The organism is Moritella dasanensis ArB 0140 (assembly GCF_000276805.1).
In the GTDB taxonomy this organism is placed as follows: Bacteria; Pseudomonadota; Gammaproteobacteria; order Enterobacterales; family Moritellaceae; genus Moritella; species Moritella dasanensis.
Window position 1 is genome coordinate 152,896 of record NZ_AKXQ01000004.1, and the last position, 23,476, is coordinate 176,371.

General features: G+C 39.9%; 21 protein-coding genes. 11 read left to right on the forward strand and 10 right to left on the reverse strand.

Annotated elements, in window-relative coordinates:
- Nucleotides 1-31: 31 nt before the first annotated feature.
- Nucleotides 32-724, forward strand: coding sequence for a flagellar brake domain-containing protein (locus A923_RS0104790; RefSeq protein ID WP_237716174.1), 693 nt, complete (start codon nucleotides 32-34; stop codon nucleotides 722-724).
- Between the two features lie 20 nt (nucleotides 725-744).
- Here A923_RS0104790 and modC read toward each other — a convergent pair whose 3' ends face one another.
- The 5 genes from modC to A923_RS0104815 all read right to left on the reverse strand — a co-directional run bounded on the left by modC (nucleotide 745) and on the right by A923_RS0104815 (nucleotide 6,223).
- Entirely contained in the window at nucleotides 745-1,833 is a 1,089-nt protein-coding gene (modC, locus tag A923_RS0104795) for a molybdenum ABC transporter ATP-binding protein ModC (protein ID WP_017220520.1), read from the reverse strand.
- On the reverse strand, nucleotides 1,833-2,519 hold the full coding sequence (modB, locus tag A923_RS0104800; protein ID WP_017220521.1) for a molybdate ABC transporter permease subunit: 687 nt from the start codon (nucleotides 2,517-2,519) through the stop codon (nucleotides 1,833-1,835). The genes modC and modB overlap by 1 nt, the downstream gene beginning before the upstream one ends.
- Before the next feature lie 84 nt (nucleotides 2,520-2,603).
- Nucleotides 2,604-3,401 (reverse strand): molybdate ABC transporter substrate-binding protein, encoded by a 798-nt coding sequence (gene modA, locus A923_RS0104805; RefSeq protein ID WP_017220522.1) that lies wholly within the window; start codon nucleotides 3,399-3,401, stop codon nucleotides 2,604-2,606.
- Between the two features lie 174 nt (nucleotides 3,402-3,575).
- A complete protein-coding gene (locus tag A923_RS0104810; RefSeq protein WP_237716175.1) occupies nucleotides 3,576-4,739 on the reverse strand; it encodes a cache domain-containing protein in 1,164 nt (387 codons plus the stop codon).
- Nucleotides 4,740-4,948: 209 nt separating this feature from the next.
- Nucleotides 4,949-6,223, reverse strand: coding sequence for an L-cysteine desulfidase family protein (locus tag A923_RS0104815; protein ID WP_017220524.1), 1,275 nt, complete (start codon nucleotides 6,221-6,223; stop codon nucleotides 4,949-4,951).
- A 393-nt stretch (nucleotides 6,224-6,616) separates the two neighbouring features.
- Between A923_RS0104815 and A923_RS0104820 the strand changes: the two genes are divergently transcribed.
- Nucleotides 6,617-7,453 (forward strand): TOBE domain-containing protein, encoded by an 837-nt coding sequence (locus A923_RS0104820; RefSeq protein WP_017220525.1) that lies wholly within the window; start codon nucleotides 6,617-6,619, stop codon nucleotides 7,451-7,453.
- Here the strand turns inward: A923_RS0104820 and A923_RS0104825 are convergent.
- Nucleotides 7,450-7,698, reverse strand: a complete 249-nt coding sequence (locus A923_RS0104825) for a hypothetical protein (RefSeq protein WP_017220526.1) — start codon at nucleotides 7,696-7,698, stop codon at nucleotides 7,450-7,452. The genes A923_RS0104820 and A923_RS0104825 overlap by 4 nt on opposite strands.
- 190 nt (nucleotides 7,699-7,888) lie before the next feature.
- Nucleotides 7,889-9,634, reverse strand: coding sequence for a hypothetical protein (locus A923_RS0104830; RefSeq protein ID WP_017220527.1), 1,746 nt, complete (start codon nucleotides 9,632-9,634; stop codon nucleotides 7,889-7,891).
- 249 nt (nucleotides 9,635-9,883) lie between these two features.
- On the opposite strand from A923_RS0104830, the gene A923_RS0104835 reads away from it, so the two are divergent.
- Entirely contained in the window at nucleotides 9,884-11,734 is a 1,851-nt protein-coding gene (locus A923_RS0104835) for a sensor domain-containing phosphodiesterase (protein ID WP_017220528.1), read from the forward strand.
- Nucleotides 11,735-11,905: 171 nt separating this feature from the next.
- On the opposite strand, the gene A923_RS0104840 is transcribed toward A923_RS0104835, so the two are convergent.
- Nucleotides 11,906-13,285 (reverse strand): L-cystine transporter, encoded by a 1,380-nt coding sequence (locus A923_RS0104840; RefSeq protein WP_017220529.1) that lies wholly within the window; start codon nucleotides 13,283-13,285, stop codon nucleotides 11,906-11,908.
- A gap of 422 nt (nucleotides 13,286-13,707) precedes the next feature.
- Between A923_RS0104840 and A923_RS0104845 the strand changes: the two genes are divergently transcribed.
- From A923_RS0104845 to A923_RS0104860, 4 genes are all read left to right on the forward strand, one after another.
- On the forward strand, nucleotides 13,708-14,895 hold the full coding sequence (locus tag A923_RS0104845; protein WP_017220530.1) for an acetate/propionate family kinase: 1,188 nt from the start codon (nucleotides 13,708-13,710) through the stop codon (nucleotides 14,893-14,895).
- A 353-nt stretch (nucleotides 14,896-15,248) separates the two neighbouring features.
- Nucleotides 15,249-17,015 (forward strand): hypothetical protein, encoded by a 1,767-nt coding sequence (locus A923_RS0104850; RefSeq protein WP_017220531.1) that lies wholly within the window; start codon nucleotides 15,249-15,251, stop codon nucleotides 17,013-17,015.
- Between the two features lie 250 nt (nucleotides 17,016-17,265).
- Nucleotides 17,266-18,204: a M14 family metallopeptidase gene (locus tag A923_RS0104855; RefSeq protein WP_017220532.1), complete on the forward strand. Its 939-nt coding sequence runs from the start codon at nucleotides 17,266-17,268 to the stop codon at nucleotides 18,202-18,204.
- Nucleotides 18,205-18,273: 69 nt separating this feature from the next.
- Nucleotides 18,274-18,708 carry a bifunctional diaminohydroxyphosphoribosylaminopyrimidine deaminase/5-amino-6-(5-phosphoribosylamino)uracil reductase RibD gene (locus A923_RS0104860; RefSeq protein ID WP_017220533.1) on the forward strand — a complete coding sequence of 145 codons (435 nt, stop codon included), beginning with the start codon at nucleotides 18,274-18,276 and terminating at the stop codon, nucleotides 18,706-18,708.
- A gap of 39 nt (nucleotides 18,709-18,747) precedes the next feature.
- Here the strand turns inward: A923_RS0104860 and A923_RS0104865 are convergent, their stop codons facing one another.
- Complete coding sequence (locus A923_RS0104865; RefSeq protein ID WP_017220534.1) at nucleotides 18,748-19,209, reverse strand: hypothetical protein; 462 nt, start codon at nucleotides 19,207-19,209, stop codon at nucleotides 18,748-18,750.
- Between the two features lie 55 nt (nucleotides 19,210-19,264).
- Complete coding sequence (locus tag A923_RS0104870; protein WP_017220535.1) at nucleotides 19,265-19,741, reverse strand: c-type cytochrome; 477 nt, start codon at nucleotides 19,739-19,741, stop codon at nucleotides 19,265-19,267.
- A gap of 127 nt (nucleotides 19,742-19,868) precedes the next feature.
- Here A923_RS0104870 and A923_RS0104875 point away from each other — a divergent pair, with 127 nt between their 5' ends.
- From A923_RS0104875 to A923_RS0104890, 4 genes are all read left to right on the forward strand, one after another.
- Nucleotides 19,869-20,495 (forward strand): cytochrome b/b6 domain-containing protein, encoded by a 627-nt coding sequence (locus A923_RS0104875; RefSeq protein WP_017220536.1) that lies wholly within the window; start codon nucleotides 19,869-19,871, stop codon nucleotides 20,493-20,495.
- Nucleotides 20,496-20,551: 56 nt separating this feature from the next.
- Complete coding sequence (locus tag A923_RS0104880; protein ID WP_017220537.1) at nucleotides 20,552-20,980, forward strand: MarR family winged helix-turn-helix transcriptional regulator; 429 nt, start codon at nucleotides 20,552-20,554, stop codon at nucleotides 20,978-20,980.
- A 167-nt stretch (nucleotides 20,981-21,147) separates the two neighbouring features.
- On the forward strand, nucleotides 21,148-21,681 hold the full coding sequence (locus tag A923_RS0104885) for a heme NO-binding domain-containing protein (protein WP_017220538.1): 534 nt from the start codon (nucleotides 21,148-21,150) through the stop codon (nucleotides 21,679-21,681).
- Between the two features lie 28 nt (nucleotides 21,682-21,709).
- On the forward strand, nucleotides 21,710-23,458 hold the full coding sequence (locus A923_RS0104890; protein WP_237716176.1) for an ATP-binding protein: 1,749 nt from the start codon (nucleotides 21,710-21,712) through the stop codon (nucleotides 23,456-23,458).
- The last annotated feature ends 18 nt before the right edge of the window (nucleotides 23,459-23,476 follow it).

Here is a 23,476-nt window from a genome sequence, read left to right on the forward strand (position 1 = left end):
TCTTAATATTAACCCTACAAAGCTACCGTATATGAATGTTACCACTCCCGAACCTGATATTGATGCACTCAAATTAATGCATATAGGCATGCGCTTACTTATTGAAGTTGTTCTCCCAAATGGTACTAAATTTAAAGCTGCATCTCGCTTGATTGGTTATAAAAAAGATGACTTCATTCTACTTGAGTACCCGATGGGCGTGGCAGCTGGCTTTGAGAAAGTGTTTCTGGAAAATGCTAATATCATTGTTCGCGCTATTACGGACACTAGCTTTCGAGATATTGTGGCGTTTAAAACAAAGATTAATACTATTATTTACCGCCCGGTTAAAATGCTGTCGCTTGATATGCCTGTACACATAGCTACGCATAAAGTGCGTGAAGCACCTCGGATCGAAGTTGTATACCCTGTCGAGGTAAAGTGTAATGGAAGAAAGAGCCCAGCAAAAATGCTCGACTTTTCTGTTTCAGGTTGCGGTTTACTGCTTGAAAATCAAGATATATATATACTTCAAGGTAACCGGGTAACCATTAATCTATCAATTTCTTCCGATATTAAAGCCGAGCTTGAAGGGCTCGTTACCAGTGTTCAAGCAGACTCTAGTCAACTCAAGGTCGGTATTAAGTTCAATTTACATCAGCTGGAATTGAAGAAGGAAATTTTCCACCACTGCATCCTTGAAATGAGTAATAGTGGTAAAGTGTCGCTTAGCGGTACTTTTTAATCGATATCGCCGCTAACCTCTTAAAATGACTGCGCTAATTCACTCTCTGTCATGCTCACGCCTTTGATCTGCGCATACACAGCTTGGCCAACTTTTAGCGCTAAATCATCGCATGCCCAAGGAGTGATATTCGCCCAGATATGGTCATCACCAAACGCTAATTTTACCTGCACATTATCATTTGATTCTGAGTGGATGATCTCTGCTATCGTCGACGATAAAATATTACGAATACTGCTGTCTGTTGGGCGGTTTATACACACCGAAACATGGTTAGCATGAATACGTACCCGCAGTTTACTGTCTGTGGGTAAAGGCATGCCATTGATCCATAGATACGTGCCGTCAGCGAGTGATAATTTACTCATGCGGTACTTTTGGTTTAGCTCCGTAATGGTTGCCATTAATAATGAACTTTGCTCCTTGACCGGTAACCAAGGACGCATTTCAGCACTGTCCCAAACTGCATGCAAAGGACCATTCACCAACACTTTGCCTTTATCTAATACCAGCATAGAGTCAGCGAGTTGCAAGATTTCATCCAAGCTGTGGCTAACATAGATAATCGGTAAGTTGAGGGTCTTAGCCAGTTGTAATAAGTACGGAATAAGCTCGCGTTTACGCGGCAGATCTAACGCTGCTAGTGGCTCATCCATTAATAACATTTGTGGACGGGTTAACAAGGCGCGGCCAATGGCTACGCGTTGTTTCTCACCACCAGAGAGCGTTGCTGGATAACGGTTTAGTAACTCCGTTAAACCAAGCAGCCCCACCACCGTATCGAAGTGTACTTGGTCTTTATCTTTATTACCGTAGTTTAGATTACCGCGCACGCTGTAGTGGGGGAATAACCGGGCTTCTTGAAATACATAACCAATACGGCGGCGTTCTGGCGGTAAGTTGATCTTTTGTTGCTGGTGGTACAGATGGGTAGCACCTAAGGTTAGTTGGCCATTGTCCGGCGTTGATAGACCGCCAAGGATATTCACCAACGATGTTTTACCTGCACCGGAACGACCGAAAATAGCACAGATACCTTGCATCGGAATTTGCGCATTCACTTGCAAGTCCAAGTCGCCAAGTTGCTTGTTTATATCAATGGTTAACATTATGAGGTGACTCGCTGTTGGGCTTTTTTGGCTAACCACTGTGATGCAGTTAATGACAATACCGCAATGACAATCGCAATCACACACAGACGTGCAGCTTCATGCTCGGCACCCGGGGTTTGGATAAACGAATACATCGCTAGTGGGATGGTGCGGGTCTCGCCGGGAATATTAGAGACAAAGGTAATGGTTGAACCAAACTCACCCAAGCTACGGGCAAAGGCTAATACCATGCCCGAGACAATACCGGGTAAGGTCAATGGCAGGGTGATGGTAAAAAATACCCGTAAGCGATTACTACCTAGGGTACGCGCTGCTTGTTCTAAGCGAATGTCGACACTTTCAAAAGACAAACGGATGGCACGTACCATCAGCGGAAATGACACTATCGCCGCTGCTAATGCTGCGCCACGCCAACTAAAGCTGAAACTCCAGCCAAACCAATCATAAAGCACCGCGCCAATACTGCCTTGGCGACCCATCGATATTAACAAAATGTAGCCAATGACTACCGGTGGTAACACTAAAGGTAAATGAATTAGGCTATCAAATAGTGACTTTCCGGGAAACTCACAACGGGCTAATATCCACGCACAAATGATGCCGAAGGGCAGGCTGAATAACACTGCAACACTGGATACTTTTAAACTCAGCAGCAGGGCTGCAATTTCATAATCACTTAACAAATGTCATTAACCTCAGAACTATTAACCTCAGAACTATTAACTTAAAAACAATTAACTTAAAAAGAGAGCCTTAAAAATAGTGCATTAAAACAGGGGGACCAAAAAACCGTGTTTAATAAATATTGTTTGTGCGGCGTCGGTTTGCAAGTATTGATAAAATGCAGTGGTCGCCGCATTAGCATTACCCTTGACCATCACCAGTGGATATTCAATGGTCTTATGACTCGTTGCCGGGAAGGTTGCCACCGTTTTTACCTTTTTAGCTATCAGTGCATCAGTCGCATAGACAATACCCAACGGTGACTCACCGCGTTCAACAAGCGCTAATGCGCCACGGACATTATTGGCTCGTGCTAATAACGGCATAGCTTGCGACCACAAACCGAGGCTTTCTAAGGCTTGCTTGGCATAACGTCCTGCGGGTACATGGTCAGGATCGCCTACGGCAAGACGGCTATCACCAACAGCTTGGGTAATATTCCAATGTTTGGTTAAGGCGACTTTATCTACCGGGCTGCTGTTTGGCGCGACGAGCACCAGCGAATTACGTAACAAGGTCACTCTCGATTCGGCTGCTACAGCATGTTGAGAGACTAAGTAATCCATCCATTTTTGGTTCGCAGACAAATAAATCTGTGCCGGAGCACCCTGGGCAATTTGTCTTGCGAGTGTTGACGATGATGCAAACGAAAACACCGGATTTATTTTTGTTGGATTGGCAATGCGATCAGTTTTAAAGGTATCACCGACTTCGGCAAGGGCATTGCTTAATGAGGATGCAGCAAAGATAAGCACGCGTTCTTCAGCGATGACGTTACAGCTGAGTGTCAGTAAAATAAAGGTCGCGAATTGTTTGAATCTATGGCGATATTTTGGTGGCATTTACTATCTCTCATTTATATTTTGTTCGACATATGATTAATTATAATTTTGATACTATGCCGCGATACTGTTTTCGTTATACATTCGATATGTAGTTAGTTATACAACGCTCGTTAAATTTTAGCCCTGTTAAGGTGGATTAACAAGGCTAAATGTTATTTTCTTGGTTAGCTGTTAGATGATAACGCGATTTCGACCTGCAGTTTTAGCTTCATACAGTTTTACATCTGCTCGCTTTAATGTTTTATCAAAACTATCGTCAGTATGACTATTATGCAATGCAATACCGGCACTTAATGTGACTCTATACTCATTATCGTCATTTACAAAGCTTACTTCAGACACTTGATGACGGATCATTTCAGCCATATCAACGGCAGCCATTTCACTTTCAAAGAAACCAATGAGTACAAACTCTTCCCCGCCGTAACGCATACAGTAATGATTTTGTTTGGCGTTTTGACGCATGATCTTAGCGACTTTTTTTAGTACTTTGTCACCATTGTCATGGCCATGTACATCATTGACGGATTTGAAATGGTCAAGGTCGATGAATATCGCGGTAAGGTGATAGTCTGTGAGCTTATTGTGATTCAATAGCGCCGGTGAAATCTCTTTTAAGAAACGCTTTGTGTACAGGTCTGTGAGTGAATCTCGGACTGATAATTCACTTAACTGATGCACAAAATAGTTAATAATAAGAATAATCGTGAAGATAAAAATGAGGAATCCAAACAGTAAAATACCTGAGGTTCTTAATACGGCCCAAAAAATATTCGACTTCATATCATCAAGATAAAGCCCCGTACCAACCAACCAATCCCAAGCGGGATAGTGTGCCACATAAGATATTTTGGGAAACTCTTCAGTGGTGTTTAGCTTAGGCCAAGTATAAGAAACCCAACCGCCGCCATTTCTCGCCTCTCGGTCAAACTCTTTAAAAATATATTTACCGTCACTGTCTGCCCAGTCGGTCATATTGAGGCCGACCAAATTAGGCATGTATGGCTGTATCAGGATCTTACCTTCATTATCGTTGATCCAAAAATAACCATCGTCGCCATACGTTGCTGACTCAAGTGTTTGCATTGCCATTTTTTGGGCATCGGCTGTGGTTAATTTCTCTGATAATTCTAATTGATGAAAATGTTGGATAATGCCCAACGCTGATTCAATGAAGTTTTTAGATTGGGCTTTTTTTTCTTCTTCTAAACTGGTTGAAAAAGAATGATAGAAAAACAATACAAAGGCAACAATCCCGATGATAATCATGACTGACAGGCCAACCAATTTATTTTGGAGGGGGAGTCGGTACGATTTTGGCGATAGATTGTGCATGTTAGTCCCAATAAAGAAAAAATAAGCGGTTTTGATACAAGGTGTCAGATAAAAATACGTGGCGGATTATATACGTTAATATCTTCACTGGCGCGCTTATTTTTAAATAAATCACTTATTTTACCATTTCAGTTAGCGGTAACGTTGGTAATGGTAGTACAGCAGTACCATTTGTCTACTGCATTACTTATTTATGTTTGCAGTCAGTACTATGCAGACATAATGTTAATGATCGTCGTATCGGTGTTAGCCATACCATTGGTGACTAACATACCGATATTTCGAATGCTGGTTTCAATATCTTGCGCAATAATACCTTGGTCGAATGCTTGGGTATCATTCATGGCTAACATGAAGGCGGTTACAGCGCTGCTTGTCGAGGTTTTGACTTTCATCGCACAGGTTGATTTTGCACCGTCACAGACCATGCCCGAACAATCGCTCAATACATTTTGGATGGCATAGCATGATTGCTCATAGCTACCGCCAGCAAGGTAAACCATCGCCATTGCTGCAGATGCACTGGTGACTGTGTTACCACAGAATGCTGATAGCGGTGGATAATGTTGCTTAATATAAATTGCACCGAGGTGACTTAAAATAAGCGCTCGGGCGAGTTGTTCGTCACTGGCGTTATAATGCTTGGCAATCATTTCGACAGGGATCGTTGCCGCAATACCTTGGTTACCACTGCCGTAATTACTCATTGCGGGTAATGTTGCACCACCCATACGGGCATCGGATGCAGCGGCAGTACGCATGATAATTGAGTTATTTAGATCGGCAGCCATAAAGCCACTTTTGATATTCTTATCTATAGTGCGGCCGACTTGTAGACCATAAGCATGCGCTAACCCTTCATCTGCTAACGTTGAGTTTAACGTCGCGGCTTCTAGAATAAAGGCGATATCGGTAAATTCGGTCCCCATTGCATAATCATAAATTCCTTGAATGGTGATATCGAGATCATCCGTGATATTGCTGGTGCTTTGGGCTGAACAGCTATTGTTACTGAAGACTAATTTACCGTTTAGCGTTGTCTTGGTTATTTGAGTATGACCACCACTGATCTCGACAACCGCAACATAATCTCGACATCTTGCTTCGACATGGCAGTAAATAAACTCTGTTGAATCGGTACGTTTAACAATAACCTTACCCGTATCGATCAAGGCTTGTGCTTGCGTGACTTGCGGTGGGGTGATTTGTGCTAATACTTCTAATCCAGCCTCTGGATCACCGGCAATCGCACCGACTGCCGCCGCAATAGCTAAGCCAATTTTACCCGTACCGGGTACAAATACACCCATAGAATTTTTATACAGATTATCTGAAACGTGAACGGTTATTTGTTCTGGTGTTGCAGGTAGCATACTTGCCGCAACCGCCGAGGCATACGCGGCCGAGATAGGTTCAGTACACCCTAAAGCAGGTTTTACAAAAGTATTAAGCAGTTGTTTGTATTGTTGCCATTGGTTATTCATTCGCTATCCCTTATTGGTGCTGACAAATAACCTCAGCAACACATAATATGACGTTTGTTGGCGCAGTCTTACATTAACTTGCGTTGACTTGCACTTCTTTACATTGATAGTTAACTGTACGCCTATGTGTGGAGAATATTTTTTCTTATATAGAGGCATATTCACGGTTAAAGAGAATAATATTCTCCTATATTAATTAGCTGCCTATGCTTTGTGGTGTTGATCACATCTTTTATCGAATAAATTGTCTTAGATTTAATTAATGGAGATAAATTTATTGTGCATGTTTTATCCGGTTATCTGTGATTGTTAGCAGGCATACAACCGACGATGTTGTTATTGTTTTACTGATGGCGCACAATATGTACTTCATTTTTAAGCTGATGATATACCATGGATTTAAAAGCCTTATTGACCATTTCCGTTGCAGATAAAGTGTTTGCTAACCCCAAGCGGATTGCATTGTTACAACAAATACAAGCCTGTGGTTCGATTAGTCAGGGGGCTAAACTTGCAGGTATGAGTTACAAGACCGCGTGGGATTCAGTTAAAGATATGAATACCCGTTTGCCTGAACCCGTGGTACACAGTGAAAAAGGGGGGAAAGGGGGCGGCGGCGCTAAATTGACGGTCTTTGGCGAACGTTTACTGCAAATGTACGCATTGACGGGACAAATGCAGGATATGGTCTTAGCAGCCTTGCAAGATCAAGCTATCCCGATGAACAGTTTACTGGATGTAATGGGACATTTGTCATTGAAAACCAGTGCGCGCAATCAATTATCAGGCACTATTTTATCATTAGACAATAGCCAAACGGATGCGAGTGCTAACCACGATAATTTAAATGTACATTTACAGGTTGAGCTGACCAATGGTTTACGACTTAATGCCTGTGTGACTCAAAGCAGTTGTGCGCGCTTATCTTTAGCCGTTGGTAAATCCATTTTACTCTTATTTAAAGCGCCAGCAGTCACTATTAGCTGTGATGAAAATATGGATGACAGCCAAAATCAACTTCGCAGTATTGTCGATGAAATTCACAGTAACAGTCAGACGACAGAAGTGAGTTTAAGGCTTGTCGGTAAGCACAGTTTAGATAATCGTCGTTCACAAATGATTTATGCTTCAATTGACACGCAATTAGCAAATCAATTAAAGCTTGTTGTTGGCGGCGAATATTATGCGGTATTTTCATCAAGCCAAACTATTGTAGCTTGTATGAGTTAGCGTCTTAACAACTCGCCGTTAATATCGAGTCTTATCGTGTCACCATTGATCAAATCAATCGTATATCCAATAGTATGCGTTTGATACATGCCATTCACATCAAAGTATTGTTCTACGGGGGTTAATCCAGTTACTTTATGATGCTGAGTACCATCATCAAAAAAGACGTCTGTTATTTTATTTTTAGGGATATTTTTAAGTAACCCACAGAGCGAACTAACCGACGCTATCGTGAATACAATCATTTTCAACTTCCATTATTGTTATTGCTGATGTTTATTATTAACGTGTTTTGTATAATAAATAATATACATGCGGAAGGTAACATAGTGAAAAAGGTAAATATGTTTCTCTTACTAGCGCTTACAAAAAACCTACTTTTATTTATTGTAAAAGTAGGTTTTTAGTTTTAAAAAGTAAATATCGACTTGGCTTTTAAGGCGTCGTAGTGGAATTCGATTGCAAATCCATATACGACGTCGCTTCAATCCCCTGAGAATTTATCTGCAAGCCTGTATTTAAGCGTAAATTATAATCCTGCATATCTTTAAGTTCCTTTGGTACATCCTGACCGCTGAGCTCTGCTGCAGTAACCAAAGGCGTAAAGGCTTTGCTGTAATCGATGGATAGGCTGTAAATCCCAGTGGCTGTTATTGGTGTATCACCCAGCTCCATGGCGATTTTTTCGGCTTTATCGCCATTGAAAATAACCATATGCTCTTTATGCATCACGACTTGGGGATTGATCCCGGGTAGTGGTGGAAATGGCATTAATGTTGATAGTGGCACTACTTTACCGTTTGCAGGTAATTTGATGTCTGCTAGCTCTGGCCTAAACGTCGCAATAATATTAAATAATGTTCTTGGATCACTGGCTGATAAGCTAATAATGGCATCTAAACTTTTGATGGCCATTTCACTTTGACTTTCATCTAAACTGTAATCAATCACTGCCGCCGAAACACCTTTAATACCGTTGGCCATTGCCGTCATCACCCCAAGCATCGCAGGATTATTTTGTTGAATGGCAGATTGCATCTGCTGTAATGGTGGGCAGACATAAGGCGGTTGTTGTAATTCGTTCCAAACACGGCTGATTGCTGGGGATAAACGACCGACATCAATGCCAATACCCAGGGCTAAAACGGTGTTGTTTAGATCTTTTACGTATTCAGGAATAAACCCTACCATTTGCGTGAGTGCAGAGAGTATGGTTTGATTTTCACTCTCGATCACCATCGACATATCGAGTGTTGTATTATCGTCGTTAATATCAAATTGATTAAAGCCAAATACCGTACGTGGCCAGTTATTGGCAATACTCGTGAGTTCTTTTTCACATGCTGGTTGCTGGTATATTTGTAGGTGATCTTGATCCTGTAATGCCATTAGCTTCGCAATATGCTGGCCAAGTAAACTTTCGTCAGGTGAGGTAATCGCTTTAACGATTGCTTGGTGATTTATATAGCTGATCGCATCGTTGGTAAAATCGTGTTTGCTAATAATATCATCGACAAGGGTTGAGTTTGCCAACCCGTTTTCTACCGGCGTTATTCCCAGTGCATTTTCGAGTAATAAGGGGGCGTTTAAACTGCTATTAAACGTGACGGTTAAGATATTATTGTGCTGACTGATAATTAACGTTAGCTGTTCTTGCTCGGAGTCGTCCGTGAGTTTATAAGCACGATAATCACGTTGTTTTATTTGACCTTGTTCATGGCTAAATCCACTTTCGACTTCCGCCTTATCTAATAATGCCCATATCGCATCAGGGTCGATCACATCCATTTTGAATACAGGGATCATACCTAAGGTATAAAAGTAAGCCTGTACCTCGTCTGCTAGACCAAATGTCGTCATGAATGTATCTACATTTTCCATGCTTTCTAGGTAAATTTGGGTTAATTTTATGAAAAAATTGACCTTGGTATCAGCTGGATCATAACTCTCACTTTCGTATAGCGATGTAATAAGTTCATCAGGAGATTGGCTATAATTGTAACTTATCGAATTAATGTAAGTTCTGATCGGAAAGGGGGTCAATTGACCAGAAAACAAGGCTGTATCTGCTGGAATGTAATCTAATATGGCGTGTTCATTTGATGATTTTTTTTGTGTGAATAGATATCCAGCCGTCGCGATGGTGGTAATTAAAGCGCCTGCAATTAAAGTCCGTTTCATCGTATTTAATCCTTTTTAGGTTGTTAATGACAGTATGGTATATTTATTCCTGTTTCGTAATCAGTTAGATTATATGAAGCTTTAAGGCGCTATACCGTTTCATATAATTTAGTTCGCTTAATAAGCATACCGCTTTATCTTCGTGATTTATTAGATAAATAATATTCGAAATACTTTTATTTTATTATTAATTAGCTTATAAAACTAAATAGCAAGTTGCATAGCTGATATTAAAAGAGTCGATAGCGCATGGAAAATTACACTAATCTTAAAATACCTGTCGAGATGTTAGCTAATTGGCAAGGACTGATTGAGCATGTTGCTGATATAGCCTCGATACCGACATCACTTATTATGCGATTACAACCAGAAACTATCGAAGTTTGTGTCACCAATACACACCAAAAAAATCCTTTTCACGTGGGGGATGCCGAATCGTTAAGCGGTAACTTAATGTGTAAAGCTGTGATCGATTCTCAACAAATGCTTATTGTCGATAATGCGTTAAGATCTGAACGTTGGTGTGATAATCCAGATGCAAAACTGGGATTAATTTCTTATTGCGGTTTACCGATTAATTGGCCTACCGGTAAAGCGTTCGGTACTATTTGTATGTTAGACAGTAAAGAAAATGGCTATACCGACTCAGAGCGACAATTATTAACATTATTTAAAAATATGGTCGAAAATAGCCTGACTATTTTATATCAACAATATATTTTAGAAGAGAAAGTTAAACACAGAACAGCAGAATTAGAACAAGTGAATCAACGATTAATCAAAAAGATAGATGAATATGCATCAGCAGAACAAATTATTGAGTATCAAAAGTACAGTCATGAGCTTACTGGTTTTCCAAATATTCATGAATTAGAAAAGCAGTTTAATGCAAATATTATTACCAGTGATAAAAATGCCGCGTTAATACATATACGCATCACTAATTTGACTCAAATTCGTAATAATTTAGGGCTAGAGTACTCGCAATATATAACTTGCTATGTGGCCGAAAAACTAAAGCGTTTATGTCCAGAATGTATTCACCTAGCCCTACTAGCAGATGATGACTTTGCGCTTATTTATCAGCAACACAATGATGATTTAACCAACGAATTGATGGTTATTATTAATGATTTAATTTCAGGGCTTAACGAAACCGTTTCCTTTGCTGGGCAGAGAGTTAAGCTTACACGTTGTATAGGGGTATCTCTTTATCCTGAACACGGTAAAAGCTTCTTAGAATTGATGCATAATAGCAGTGTTTCAGCCTCTGAATGTCAATTGCATAATCGTGATTATCAAGTTTACGATGCCTCGTTAAAAACAATGTTGATGGATCGATTTCAGCTGGAATCACAATTAATGCATGCGTTGACTAACGAGGAATTGAGTTTGCATTACCAGCCATTATTCGATGTCGGTAGTGAAAAGCTAATCGGGGCTGAAGCCTTGTTACGTTGGCATAACCCGTTGTTAGGATTTGTTGGCCCAGATCGATTTATACCTGTTGCCGAAGAATCGGGGATGATGATTGAAATAGGTTATTTCGTGTTACGTACTGCAATTAAACAATTGGCGAGTTGGCAGGCATTGCATCATGACGATTTCTCTGTGGCCGTAAACTTATCGCCCTTACAACTCGCAGACCCGGCGCTTGTTGATACCATTCAAGCGTTGTTAGAAACCCATCATGTTAAGGCGACATCACTTGAAATTGAAATCACTGAGAATGTTTTTTTAGGTGATCAGGATGGTGTATTACAGGTATTAAATCGTATTGATGCACTGGGAATTCGGATTGCATTAGATGATTTTGGTACCGGTTACTCTTCACTAAGTTATATACATCGATTTCCGTTTAGCACGGTAAAAATTGATCGTAGCTTTATATCTAATTTAGACACATCACTTGTTAACCGTCATCTAGTGACGGCCATCATATCAATGGCTAATGCATTTAACTTGAAAGTTGTAGCTGAAGGGATTGAGGATAAAGCCCAAGCTGATTTTATCCAACGTGCTGGTGGACATATTTACCAAGGTTATCATTTTGGTCGACCGGTCAATGTCGATGATTTTTCCCGTCAGTATATTTGTTAATAATAGTTAAGTGACTTTGTGAATAATAGTTAAGTGATTTCGTCAATAATCGCTAAGTGACAAAATGTGGATAAAAAAATGCCTATTAATAGTGATGAATTCAGTCACTTGTTAATAGGCATTTTTTATTACTATTATTTACAGTTATTATCTTCGAGTCATCGTGTTTGACTAAGCCGTTGTTTGTTCTGCTGGGCTGTCGACTGATTCGGTCTTTGGTTTTAACAATCGACTGGTAATGGTACCGGCAGTCATCGAACCACTGACATTCAGAGCAGTACGCGCCATATCGATTAATGGTTCAATCGAAATAAGCAGGGCAGCAATTGCGATAGGCAAGCCCATTGCTGGTAACACGATAAGCGCCGCGAATGTTGCACCGCCACCGACACCAGCAATACCAAATGAACTGACAATAATAATGGCCACTAGCGATAAGATGAAACTAAACTCCATTGGGTCAATACCCACACTTGGCGCAACCATTACCGCTAACATCGCAGGATAAATACCCGCACAACCATTTTGACCAATCGTGGCACCAAATGAAGCTGAAAGATTAGCAATCGCTGGTGGCACGTTCAGCTCGTTTATTTGTGCTTCAACGTTCAATGGAATACTTGCTGCGCTGCTGCGAGAGCTAAATGCAAATGTCAGTACTGGCCAGATCTTCTTGAAGAATTCAGTTGGTTTAACACCAACAAATGATACCAAGATACCGTGAACCACAAACATCAATAAGATCGCCACATAAGATGCCACGATGAAGCCGAGCAAATTAAGAATATCACCGGCACTTGATGTCGCTACAACTTTCATCATTAACGCTAAGATGCCGTAAGGGGTGATCGCCATGATCATTTTTACTAAACGCATGACAATCGCTTGCGAAACATCAACCAAGGTATTAATTGGTTTGGCAAGTTCAGCATTTTCAGCACTGACTTTAAGTGCTGCAATACCGACTAAAATACCAAAGATCACCACGGCAATAATCGAGGTTGAACGTGCGCCCGTTAAATCAGCAAACGGATTGGTCGGGATAAAGCTCACTAACATTTGTGGAATACTTAAATCGCTGACTTGCCCTGCACGTGATTCGATAACGGTTACACGAGCAACTTCACGCGCGCCTTCGGTTAGACCTTCAGCTGATAAGCCAAATAGCTGTGCGATACCAATACCAATAAGTGCCGAAATCATCGTGGTAAACAATAATACACCAATGGTTAAACCACTGATTTTACCAAGTGAACCTGAACGCTCTAATTTCACCACGGCAGAGATCATCGATACTAATACTAATGGCATGATCACCATTTTCAATAAGCCAACGTAGCCTTTACCGACGATATCTACCCAAGCAAGGGTTTCTGTAATCGTGCTACTGCCTTCGCCGTAACCGAGTTGTAGCAGTAAGCCAAATATGCTACCTGAAACAAGGCCTAATAAAACCAGGCGTGAAAGGGTATGGCCCTTACGTTGTTGGGTATTTAATAAATAAATAAGAATACCAAACACCGCTAAGTTAGCGATAACTACTAATGACATGATCAATTCCTGTTGGGGGGGTTATAGCCTAAGCAACTTGATAGCACGACCTTGTGCAGTGTTTTTAAGCTATTTAATAACAATGATTTATGAATATTTCAGCAGATTACACTGGCCAATACCTTATGCAAAAGAATTAAAAATCATTAGATATTACTTTTTGACATATAAAATACTGCTATATTATTGCTACTTTAGCCCTAACGGTGTTTTTTGCTTTATTTGTTAGCATTACGTTTGTTTTTAAATCGATATTTAGAACGATTTTAGTCGCGCTATAGCTGTCTCAGATCAACGTAAATACAGATGTTAATCACCTTAGTGCAAAATTAAGTTGAATTATTCAAAAAATGTTGAATAATAGGGTCACATGATAAGTGACTCAAGTCACAACAATACTCTGAAACAGGAACAATACTCACATGTCGAACTCATTTGTACTCGTGATCAACTCTGGTAGCTCATCGTTAAAATTCGCACTTATCGATTCAAATACTGGGGATACTGTTCTTAATGGATTAGGAGAGTGTTTTGGCCTTCCTGAAGCGGCGGTTAGCTGGAAATATGAAGGGCAAAAATCTGAAGAAGCAATCGCAGCGGAAGGTAATCACCATGAGCTGGCGATTAAACGTATCGTTGTACTAATTGAAAGCCTCGGTTTTACGTCACAAATTGTGGCTGTTGGTCATCGTGTAGTGCACGGTGGCGAGAAGTTTACTAGCACAGTAAGAATTGATGAATCGGTATTAAACGAAATTCGTAATCTGTCAGACCTTGCGCCATTGCATAACCCTGCAGCTGCCAAAGGTATTGAAGCAGCAATGCATGCCTTCCCATCATTACCTCAATTTGCAGTATTTGATACAGCATTCCACCAAACGATGCCAGCAAAAGCATTTACCGGTGCAATTTCTCACAAGCTTTACAAAGACTATGGTATTCGTCGTTATGGTTTCCATGGTACAAGCCATTATTTCGTGAGCCGTGAAGCCGCTAAGATGATCAATAAACCGATTGAAGAAAGCAGCTTCATTTCTGTGCATTTAGGTAACGGTGCGTCTGTATGTGCGATTCGTGATGGCCAAAGTGTTGATACAAGCATGGGCTTTACACCATTAGCAGGGCTGATGATGGGCACACGCTGTGGTGATCTAGATCCAAGTATCATTGAGTTCTTGCTTAAAAAAGGTTGGTCACAAGATGAAGTGTTTAAAGAGCTGAATACTAATTCAGGCTTTATGGGCGTATCAGGTTTAACCAGTGACTGTCGTGGTATTATCGACGCAATGGAACAGGGTCATAAAGGCGCTACATTAGCATTCCAAGTATTCACATATCGTGTGGCTAAATACATTGCTTCATACATGGTATCGCTTGAATCGCTTGACGGTATTATCTTTACCGGTGGTATTGGTGAAAATGCATTACCAATTCGTAGTGAAGTATTGAGTTATTTGAAGATCTTTGGCTACAAAGAAGATCTAAAAGCGAATGAAAAAGCGCGATTTGGTACTGGTGGACTTATCACTGAAGTAGGTACGCCTGCAGTGATGGTTATCCCTACCAATGAAGAATTCGTGATTGCTCAACAGTCAGTTGAATTACTGTAATAAATCATTTTTAAATTTAAATAATAATGAAACCCGCTTTGATTGCGGGTTTTTTTTTAAGTTTTTTTTAACCTATTTAACATTGACTTCTGTATTTTATCCCCGCCAAATTTGATGTTGTTAAATATAACAAATTTAACGAAGATCACATTGTATTAACTTTGATATTAACCTTGATGTAACATTAAACACTGTAAATGGCGTCACGGCATTGCTAATGTATTGTGCGAGGTGCTGTATCGATGACTAGTATAGTTAGGATGTGTTGATGGTATGTTCTTTTAATATTGTATGTATTTACCATTTTCTTGTTTGTATTTGACTCTTATTATTGAAGTGTTAAGGATAAAAACATGAAGAAAAAACTATTAGTCGTCGCCCTCGGACTATCTAGTTCAATCACGCTGATTGGTTGTGGTGGAAGTGATGATCCTGTCGTAACTGCTTCTGCTGCGCCAGCGGTCGCCCCCGTTTCTTATAGTGTAAAAGTCATTGATGGGTATTTACAAAATGCTCAAGTTTGGCTAGATGTTAATGGTAATAAGCTACTTGACCTAAATGAGCCAACGGCATTATCTGGTGCTGGTGGTATTGCTACATTGGATGTTACTAATATCGTCAATCCACAACAATATGCGATTTATGCAAAAATCATTTTGGGTCAAACAGTCGATGTTGATCGTGGTCCTGTCGCAAACGATTATATTATGTCAGCACCTCCCGGAGAGGCTGACATTACACCTTTGTCGACATTGGTTCATATTTGGATTGAACAAAATACCGATGGCACTGAAACGCCTGAAGCACTCGCGATGGTGAAAGAAGCTGCGATTGCTAAAGTTGCAAATAACTTTGGTATTCCTGAAGGGGATGTTTTAAGTGATTTTATCGCAAGTAACAGTGCTAGTACTGCTTATGTAGCAGAGAATATTGTTAGTTCTAAAATACTCCCTGATGACGAGAATGAGTTTACTCTTGTTATTACCAATGACACTGATAATACTGCAACCACGTTTAATAAGGTGGTGGCCGTAGTCAGCGATAGAATTGAAAATATTGTTAAAGCCACGGCTGAAGAAGATTTTGCTGGAATAGAAGGGGTGTTTGATAGCGTTATTGATTCAGATTTGGCTGATGACAACGATGCTGATGGGGTTCCCAATGCATTTGATGATTTGCCTGATGATGCAAGTGACTGGTTAGATTATGATGGTGATGGTGTTGGTAATATTGCCGATCTAGATGATGATGATGATGATGTTGAGGATAGTAGGGATGCAGACCCCCTCGATCCAACTGTTGGTCAATTTGATGATTGTATTGTTAACTTTACGGAAGGCGCTTCTAGTGATGATTTCAATGCACTGCTCGCGGTCTGTGAAGGATTACCTGAAATGGCTCTAGCGGATAATTCGATTATACGTATCCAAGACGGTAAAACGGATACTTATAGCTTTAATGCCGGTGACGCCGCTGCCTGGCATCAAAATGGCGTACAGCATAACCGTATGTGGGTAATTAATAATGATGGTAATCTAACACTTTCTACTGCTAATGGAGAAACACTTGAGTACCTCATGCGCTTGATTGACAACTCAACTGAAGAAATGAAATTTGCTGTGTATTCTGATCAAAATAACAAAATATGGACTACCACATATAAAGATGTTGATGTCTCTGTGGATATTCTTGCATGTGAAAATCTTGCTTCTAGTTGGGATGAATTTAAACAAGCGGTTGCATCTTGTCAGGAGGGTAAATTATTTAATAAATTCAGTACTGGTTTCATTGGTCAAGGTAAGACTCTGACCACCAGTGATGCCTTAAGCCAAGCTGAAGATGTTGATACCTATCAATTCAATAAAGACAGTACAGGTACATTTACTTATAACGACGGTGCGGGTGCGGGTGATATTAGTATCGATACAACTTGGACAATCCTTGAAGACGGTATTATTAAAGTTGTTTCTCCAATAGCTAATGACTATCTTGCGATTGTTGAAACGAACGGTATCGATTTTAGTGTCATAGTCTTTAGGACTACGACGTTAGACGGGGTTGAGGATACTACATCGGGAGATTCATGGAGTACCGTGCTGAGCGTACCTGATACTGATTAATTATTTTTAATATCAGATAAATGTAATGCCCATCAGTTAACTGGTGGGCATTTTAATTTAACACCCAGAATTATGTTACTTGTGACTCTCAATATCCAAGATAAATAACAGGTTGCCTTGTGTTGTTGAGCAAGGCGATCATCTCATTAAATTCCTGCCTTGTGAAACTTTCTCTTGTTAATCCATGTCTTATTAGCGCATTATAATAATGTAGAAATATAACATTATTATCGTTAAGGAAGGTTACAAGATGGATCACGAACAAGCATATGAGATTGGTACACCAGGTCAAAAATGGACCGCGGAAGATAAAGCCGCCTGGTTAGCCAAGCAAACTGTGGTACGTACTTATCAGCAAGAAGTACTGGCTAAGTTAACACCGCTACAGCAATATTTTGATATTGAGCAGTATGGTGCCTTGTCTTATGATCCTGCTCGTTTCCCGTTATTTGTCGTTAAAACACGTGATTGGAATAATGCTAACCCGACTATTCTAGTGACGGGCGGCGTACACGGTTATGAAACCAGTGGTGTCCAAGGCGCTATTCGGTTTATAGAAACCCAAGCACTAAAGTACAGTTCAGCATTTAATATTATTGTTGCGCCTTGTGTTAGTCCTTGGGGTTATGAAACGATTAATCGCTGGAACCCAAATGCGATTGATCCAAATAGATCTTTCGTTAAAAACAGCCCTGCAGAAGAATCAGCAGCATTAATGCAATGTATTGCAGACCTTAATGTGACGATCACTGCACATATCGATTTACACGAAACGACAGACACAGATAATAGCGAATTTAGACCTGCCCTGGCTGCGCGAGATGCCGTGGTGCATGATAACTGGGATATTCCCGATGGATTTTATTTAGTCGGCGATACGCTTAAGCCGAATACCGAATTCCAAACACATATTATTAATGCCGTTAGTGCTGTGACCCATATCGCCCCAGCAGATGACAGTGGCCGTATTATTGGTGAAGAACTGGCTCAATTTGGCGTGATTAATTATGCGACAAAAGCACTGGGCTTATGTTCCGGCTTTAGTGATTGCATCTATGGGACTACAACGGAAGTATACCCAGATAGTCCGTTAGTTGATGCAGAAAACTGTATTCAAGCGCAAGTCATTGCGATCACCAGTGGGCTTGATTATTTGTCTAAAATATCTAAAATTGTCCCACATATTTAAAAAGCCTGAATTCGGATAATAAGTGTGAGTCCTTAATCATAAATATTAAGGACTCGATAAGGATAAGTTTTGGATTTATTGAATGATGAACAGTTTATGCTTCGTGCATTAGCACTTTCTAAATTAGCGTTACCAAACTGTCGACCAAATCCACCCGTTGGCTGTGTCTTAGTCAAAGATAATACCATCGTCAGTGAAGGTTATACGCAAGCACCTGGTCTACATCATGCGGAAGCTCAGGCCATTTCACACTATGACGGGTCTCTCAATGATATTACCGCTTATGTGACGTTAGAGCCTTGCTCGTTTGTTGGTCGTACACCCTCTTGTGCGCATACACTTGCCGGACTCAATATCAAACGTGTTGTTGTGGCAATGCTTGATCCTGATCCGCGTAACAGTGGCAAAGGTATTAAGGTGTTAACGGATGCAGGTATTGATGTAGATATTGGCGTTTGTCATGACGAAGTAGGGACATTTATCAGCCCGTATTTATTGCCATAACAACGCACTTTAAAGCGTACTGAATTCGTTAGTATCATATTAACTAACAGTACGTTTTTTTGCTTTCACACCTAAACGTATTCCATCCCTGATATTTAAACCAATCATGGTTAAATTCGTCATTCCTGCAATGACTTCTAGAATTTGTACTGTCCAATATAGCCCATCAAATTGACCCAGTGCAGACCATTTAGCTAACACTATCGCGGCAGGTAATAAAATTAACGTGCCATTAATAGCGGCTACTTTCAATCGTGTCTGCTTTAGTTTAAATTTTCCAGTCACCGCACTAGGGTATAGTTTCTTGGCTGATAGCCCTGTGGCCATCATCGCTAAGATAAGTATAGGTATGAACATTAATATTGTATTTTTAACTTGTGCTATTTTCTCTGGAGTTGCTAAAAGATCTGCAATGATGGTGCTAGTTAGAAACGAGGTTATTAATAAAAATGCGAGTATAGCCGCTACTTTGTGTATATTTTTTAATGTTTTAGTCTTCATGCTTACATCCGAATTGAGTGATAAAGTGATTACGATAATGATAATAGCAACGAGATTACCAGCGAGAACGATATTGGCGATGACAGTTACGACAAGTATTATTTGCTTGTTTTAATGCATCTTTTGCAGTGTTCTTATCTTGTTGCTGTATCGCAGAATCCATTTTTATAAAGCTATTATTCATTTTATCTAATGCCGCTTTAAACTGTATATTGTCATCCCATACTTTATCTTTAGCTTTACTGTCGAGTTGACTCCCCTGTACGAATAAGTGCTGTAATGATGCTGAGTTAACGGTTAGGTCAGCACTTAATACTTCTAACTGTGACCAATCTGTTGATGAATTCCCCAGTGCTTTATCAATTTGTTTTTGTTGCTTTTCAATTTGTGAAAAGGCTGCTTGGCGTTGTTCTACATCTTGTATTAATGACGCGGTTAAAGTGCTTTCCGATGCTGCGGCTGACGTGATAGCGAGGCTAAAGGTAAGTGATAATGCTGTGATTACTGTATTAACGCGTGTTGGTACTGACATCGTTTACTCCTGATTGAATGTTTAGGTATGCCCTTGAGGACTTTTGATTTAATTTACACCGCAACTGTTGCGCGTGCAACTGTTTTGTTGTAAATTGTTGCATCTTTAGTTTTTGAGCGATTTTAAAATGAAAATGAAAATTTGGGATTTACCAACACGTTTATATCATTGGCTACAAGCCGGATTATTTATAGGATTAATAAGCACTGGCTATAATGGCGAGGGGCCGCATATACAATTAGGTTTAGGGTTATTTACATTGATTACTTGGCGGATAATATGGGGTTTTATTGGCAGTGATACCAGTCGATTTAAACAATTTATTCGCTCGCCAAAAGTGATCATGCAGTACTTACGTGGACAGACCGATGAGACTACCGGTCACAATCCTGCTGGAGGTTGGATGGTCGTCAGTTTGTTGCTTTGTTTATTTTTGCAATGCATCTCAGGTTTAGTTATTGCTGGCTTTACTGATAATTTACCACAGGCAGAAACTTGGTTAACTGATAGGTCATATGATGTTTTTTATATGATCCATAATGCACTTTTTTATGTATTACCGGCGCTTATATTTGTCCATGTTGCAGCTGTTATTGGTTATAAACTGCGTCATAAACCGTTAGTGTTAGCGATGATCACGGGCTACAAGGCTAAATGTGGTGCTGTTTCTTTGCGTTTTTCATCAAATTTAAAAGCCTTGTTGGTGCTTATTGTCGCAGTATTAGTTACCATGACAATAGTTGCGTATTCATAGTTAGTGCTGCACTGTCATAATTAGTGCTGCGCTGTCATCATCATATTAGGTACAGAATGGAAACAAAATTTGATCGTCAGAATAGTTTTGGTTGGTTACTCAATGTTGTTGCCAACAAAGCGTCTAAAGATTTTGATACTGAGTTAAAAAAACACGGCTTGTCGTTAGCATTATGGCCTACGCTAATGTGCTTATGGGAAGAGGAGGGGGTTACTCAACGTGAAATAGCCTTGAAATCTAAAGTTGAGAGTTCAACAACGACACGGACACTGGATAAATTAGTGGCTTTAGAACTGGTAGAGCGCCGGGATGATCCGAACAGTCGCCGCTCTTTTCGTATTTATCTAACTGATGCTGGCAGAGCGCTAAAAGAAGAATTATTACCTATTCCGCTTGCGATTAACCATGATTTATTAAGCGCGTTAGATGCACAAGAGCAACAACAGATGATTTTATTGCTAAAAAAATTAGTTGCTGATATTTAATCTCTCATATTTAGCACCTACTGCTCACCACTTTACTTTTATTATTAGCGGTTTAGAACAATCATCACTATATTTAAAGCTATATGTAAAACTATATTTAAAACTATATTTAAAACTATATTTAAAACTATATTTAAAACAGTCCTATAAATAAGTGAGAAGCAGAAATGAAAGGGATAATTTTTTCTGAGTTTTTAGAGCTAGTGGAAGATAAGTTTGGTCTAGAAGTTTGCCAAAACATGCTAGATGGAAGCAGTGACGAAGGTGTTTATACGACTGTTGGCACGTATGACCACAAAGCGTTAATTAAACTGATCATGACATTGAGTAAGCTGACGGGGATCTCACCTGAAGACCTGCAAGCTGTTTATGGCGAGTCTGTCTTTAAGACTCTCTATAACAGTATGCCAGGACTAGAGGGTAAAGCGTTGTCGACCTTTGATTTTATCGAAAAGGTGGAAGAGTACATCCACATTGAAGTGAAAAAATTGTATCCTGATTCTAACCCTCCGACATTTAAATTTATTTCCGTGACTGAAATGGAAATGGTCATGGACTACATCTCCGTCCGCTGTATGTCGCATGTCTGCTTCGGTTTAATTAAAGGATGTAGTCACCATTTTAATCAACAAGTAGACATTAAAATGGAACCATTGAAACAAGACCAATCAGAAGTTCGATTCACGTTACGCTATCTGTAATGCACATAGCCTATCAATGGGAATGTTGATGGACGGAGTTAAAATGGATTTAGAACAGCAAATTGTTTTATTAATGAAGAAAGTGGCGCGTGAAAAAGCCAGCCGAAAATCAGCCGAACAATTGCTTGAAGAGAAAAGTAATGAACTGTTTTTAGCAAAAAAAATGGTTGAGGACACATTAGTGCACGTCCAACATCAAGCTGAACAGGATATGGCCTTGTTGACCTTGAAAACTTATCTTGATTCTATTCTGCTTGATTTCAACCAATTATTTCTTAAAAATTCAATTTCAGATACCTTATTACAGCGACTGTTAAATAATCTCTCCCATGTTGATACGATAAATGCGGTGCAGTTAAAAATTCAATCCATCAATGTTGTGGATGAAATGACCGTATTGAATGCGGGCATATGTACGCGATGGGATGAGTCTGCCGAACAAGTTTCATCGTGCCGTTGGACTGACGACCATCTACAATTACACATCATTATTGATGGTGAAGACGCTCAACTTGGGGTGTTGTCGGTGTCTCTTGAGACGAAAAAACAATGGCAGCAAACCATTGAAAAGCAATTGTCCTTATTTTCAGAGATGATCAGCGTTGCCTACCAACGAAAATACCTGCTTGACCGTACTATTTTGGAAATGCACAGAGCTGAAAACTCCGAAAAATCGACACGTGATTTTGTCGCTATGATTAATCATGAATTACGGACGCCATTAAATGGCTTACTTGGTTCTGCAGACTTAATGTCAGACACCAAGATCAATAAACAACAAGCCAGACTACTTACGACAATTCATCAATCAGGCGAGTTATTACGTGTCATTATTAATGATTTGTTAGATTTTAGTAAAATGAGCGCAGGCATGCTGGAACTCATCATTAAACCTTTTGACGTTGTCAGTGTTAGCCGTGTTATCGAGGATATTTTTTCGATTCGCGCTGAAGAGCAAGGGTTACAGTTTGAACTTATATTTTCCGAGCAGATCCCAACAGAATTACTCGGTGATGCCGAGCGCATAAAACAAATTTTAGTTAACTTGATTGGTAATGCATTGAAATTTACCAGTGACGGAAAAGTCTCGGTCTATTTCTTATGGGAAAACGAACAACTGGTATTTAATATCGTCGATACTGGTTGTGGTATTCCAGCGGACAAACAAAGTAATCTGTTCGAACCCTTTGTACAGGTTGATAATTCCAGTAATCGAAAACATGAAGGTACGGGGTTAGGCCTGTCTATTTGTTTGCATTTGATTAAAGAAATGCAGGGCGAATTGATCCTCACGAGTGAGTTGGATAAAGGCTCGGAATTCAAAGTCTGTCTGCCTTTGGCTATTCCGGCTGAAAATATTAAAACGACGGAAGAGCAGGACGAGATTGATTATCCTATTCATCAATTAAAGTTACTTATCGTTGAAGACATCAAAATGAATCAAGTCGTTATTGAGATGATGTTGAAAAAGTTAGGGCTGAATTGTGATATCAAAAATAATGGCAAGGAAGCACTTAGCTATCTGGAACACCATCATGTCGATATTATTTTAATGGATTGCCGGATGCCAATCATGGACGGGTTTGAAGCAACGCGCATATTACGTCAACAGGGCTATGATAAACCCATTATTGCATTGACCGCGGGTACCACAAATACCGAACGTGATGAATGTTTAGCCTGTGGCATGGATGATATTGTTAATAAACCATATCAATTAAAAGACTTACAAAGAACGTTAAATCATTGGGGAAAGCAGCTAAGCAATCCCCTATGAGTATCGTAAAGTGTTTTT

Bases quoted from the DNA above. Each gene is read 5' to 3' on its own strand.
- A923_RS0104790 (WP_237716174.1), top strand. From the start codon at position 32: ATGAATGTTACCACTCCCGAACCTGATATTGATGCACTCAAATTAATG.
- modC (WP_017220520.1), bottom strand. From the start codon at position 1,833: ATGTTAACCATTGATATAAACAAGCAACTTGGCGACTTGGACTTGCAA.
- modA (WP_017220522.1), bottom strand. From the start codon at position 3,401: ATGCCACCAAAATATCGCCATAGATTCAAACAATTCGCGACCTTTATT.
- A923_RS0104810 (WP_237716175.1), bottom strand. From the start codon at position 4,739: ATGCACAATCTATCGCCAAAATCGTACCGACTCCCCCTCCAAAATAAA.
- A923_RS0104815 (WP_017220524.1), bottom strand. From the start codon at position 6,223: ATGAATAACCAATGGCAACAATACAAACAACTGCTTAATACTTTTGTA.
- A923_RS0104820 (WP_017220525.1), top strand. From the start codon at position 6,617: ATGGATTTAAAAGCCTTATTGACCATTTCCGTTGCAGATAAAGTGTTT.
- A923_RS0104825 (WP_017220526.1), bottom strand. From the start codon at position 7,698: ATGATTGTATTCACGATAGCGTCGGTTAGTTCGCTCTGTGGGTTACTT.
- A923_RS0104830 (WP_017220527.1), bottom strand. From the start codon at position 9,634: ATGAAACGGACTTTAATTGCAGGCGCTTTAATTACCACCATCGCGACG.
- A923_RS0104835 (WP_017220528.1), top strand. From the start codon at position 9,884: ATGGAAAATTACACTAATCTTAAAATACCTGTCGAGATGTTAGCTAAT.
- A923_RS0104840 (WP_017220529.1), bottom strand. From the start codon at position 13,285: ATGTCATTAGTAGTTATCGCTAACTTAGCGGTGTTTGGTATTCTTATT.
- A923_RS0104845 (WP_017220530.1), top strand. From the start codon at position 13,708: ATGTCGAACTCATTTGTACTCGTGATCAACTCTGGTAGCTCATCGTTA.
- A923_RS0104850 (WP_017220531.1), top strand. From the start codon at position 15,249: ATGAAGAAAAAACTATTAGTCGTCGCCCTCGGACTATCTAGTTCAATC.
- A923_RS0104855 (WP_017220532.1), top strand. From the start codon at position 17,266: ATGGATCACGAACAAGCATATGAGATTGGTACACCAGGTCAAAAATGG.
- A923_RS0104865 (WP_017220534.1), bottom strand. From the start codon at position 19,209: ATGAAGACTAAAACATTAAAAAATATACACAAAGTAGCGGCTATACTC.
- A923_RS0104870 (WP_017220535.1), bottom strand. From the start codon at position 19,741: ATGTCAGTACCAACACGCGTTAATACAGTAATCACAGCATTATCACTT.
- A923_RS0104875 (WP_017220536.1), top strand. From the start codon at position 19,869: ATGAAAATGAAAATTTGGGATTTACCAACACGTTTATATCATTGGCTA.
- A923_RS0104880 (WP_017220537.1), top strand. From the start codon at position 20,552: ATGGAAACAAAATTTGATCGTCAGAATAGTTTTGGTTGGTTACTCAAT.
- A923_RS0104885 (WP_017220538.1), top strand. From the start codon at position 21,148: ATGAAAGGGATAATTTTTTCTGAGTTTTTAGAGCTAGTGGAAGATAAG.
- A923_RS0104890 (WP_237716176.1), top strand. From the start codon at position 21,710: ATGGACGGAGTTAAAATGGATTTAGAACAGCAAATTGTTTTATTAATG.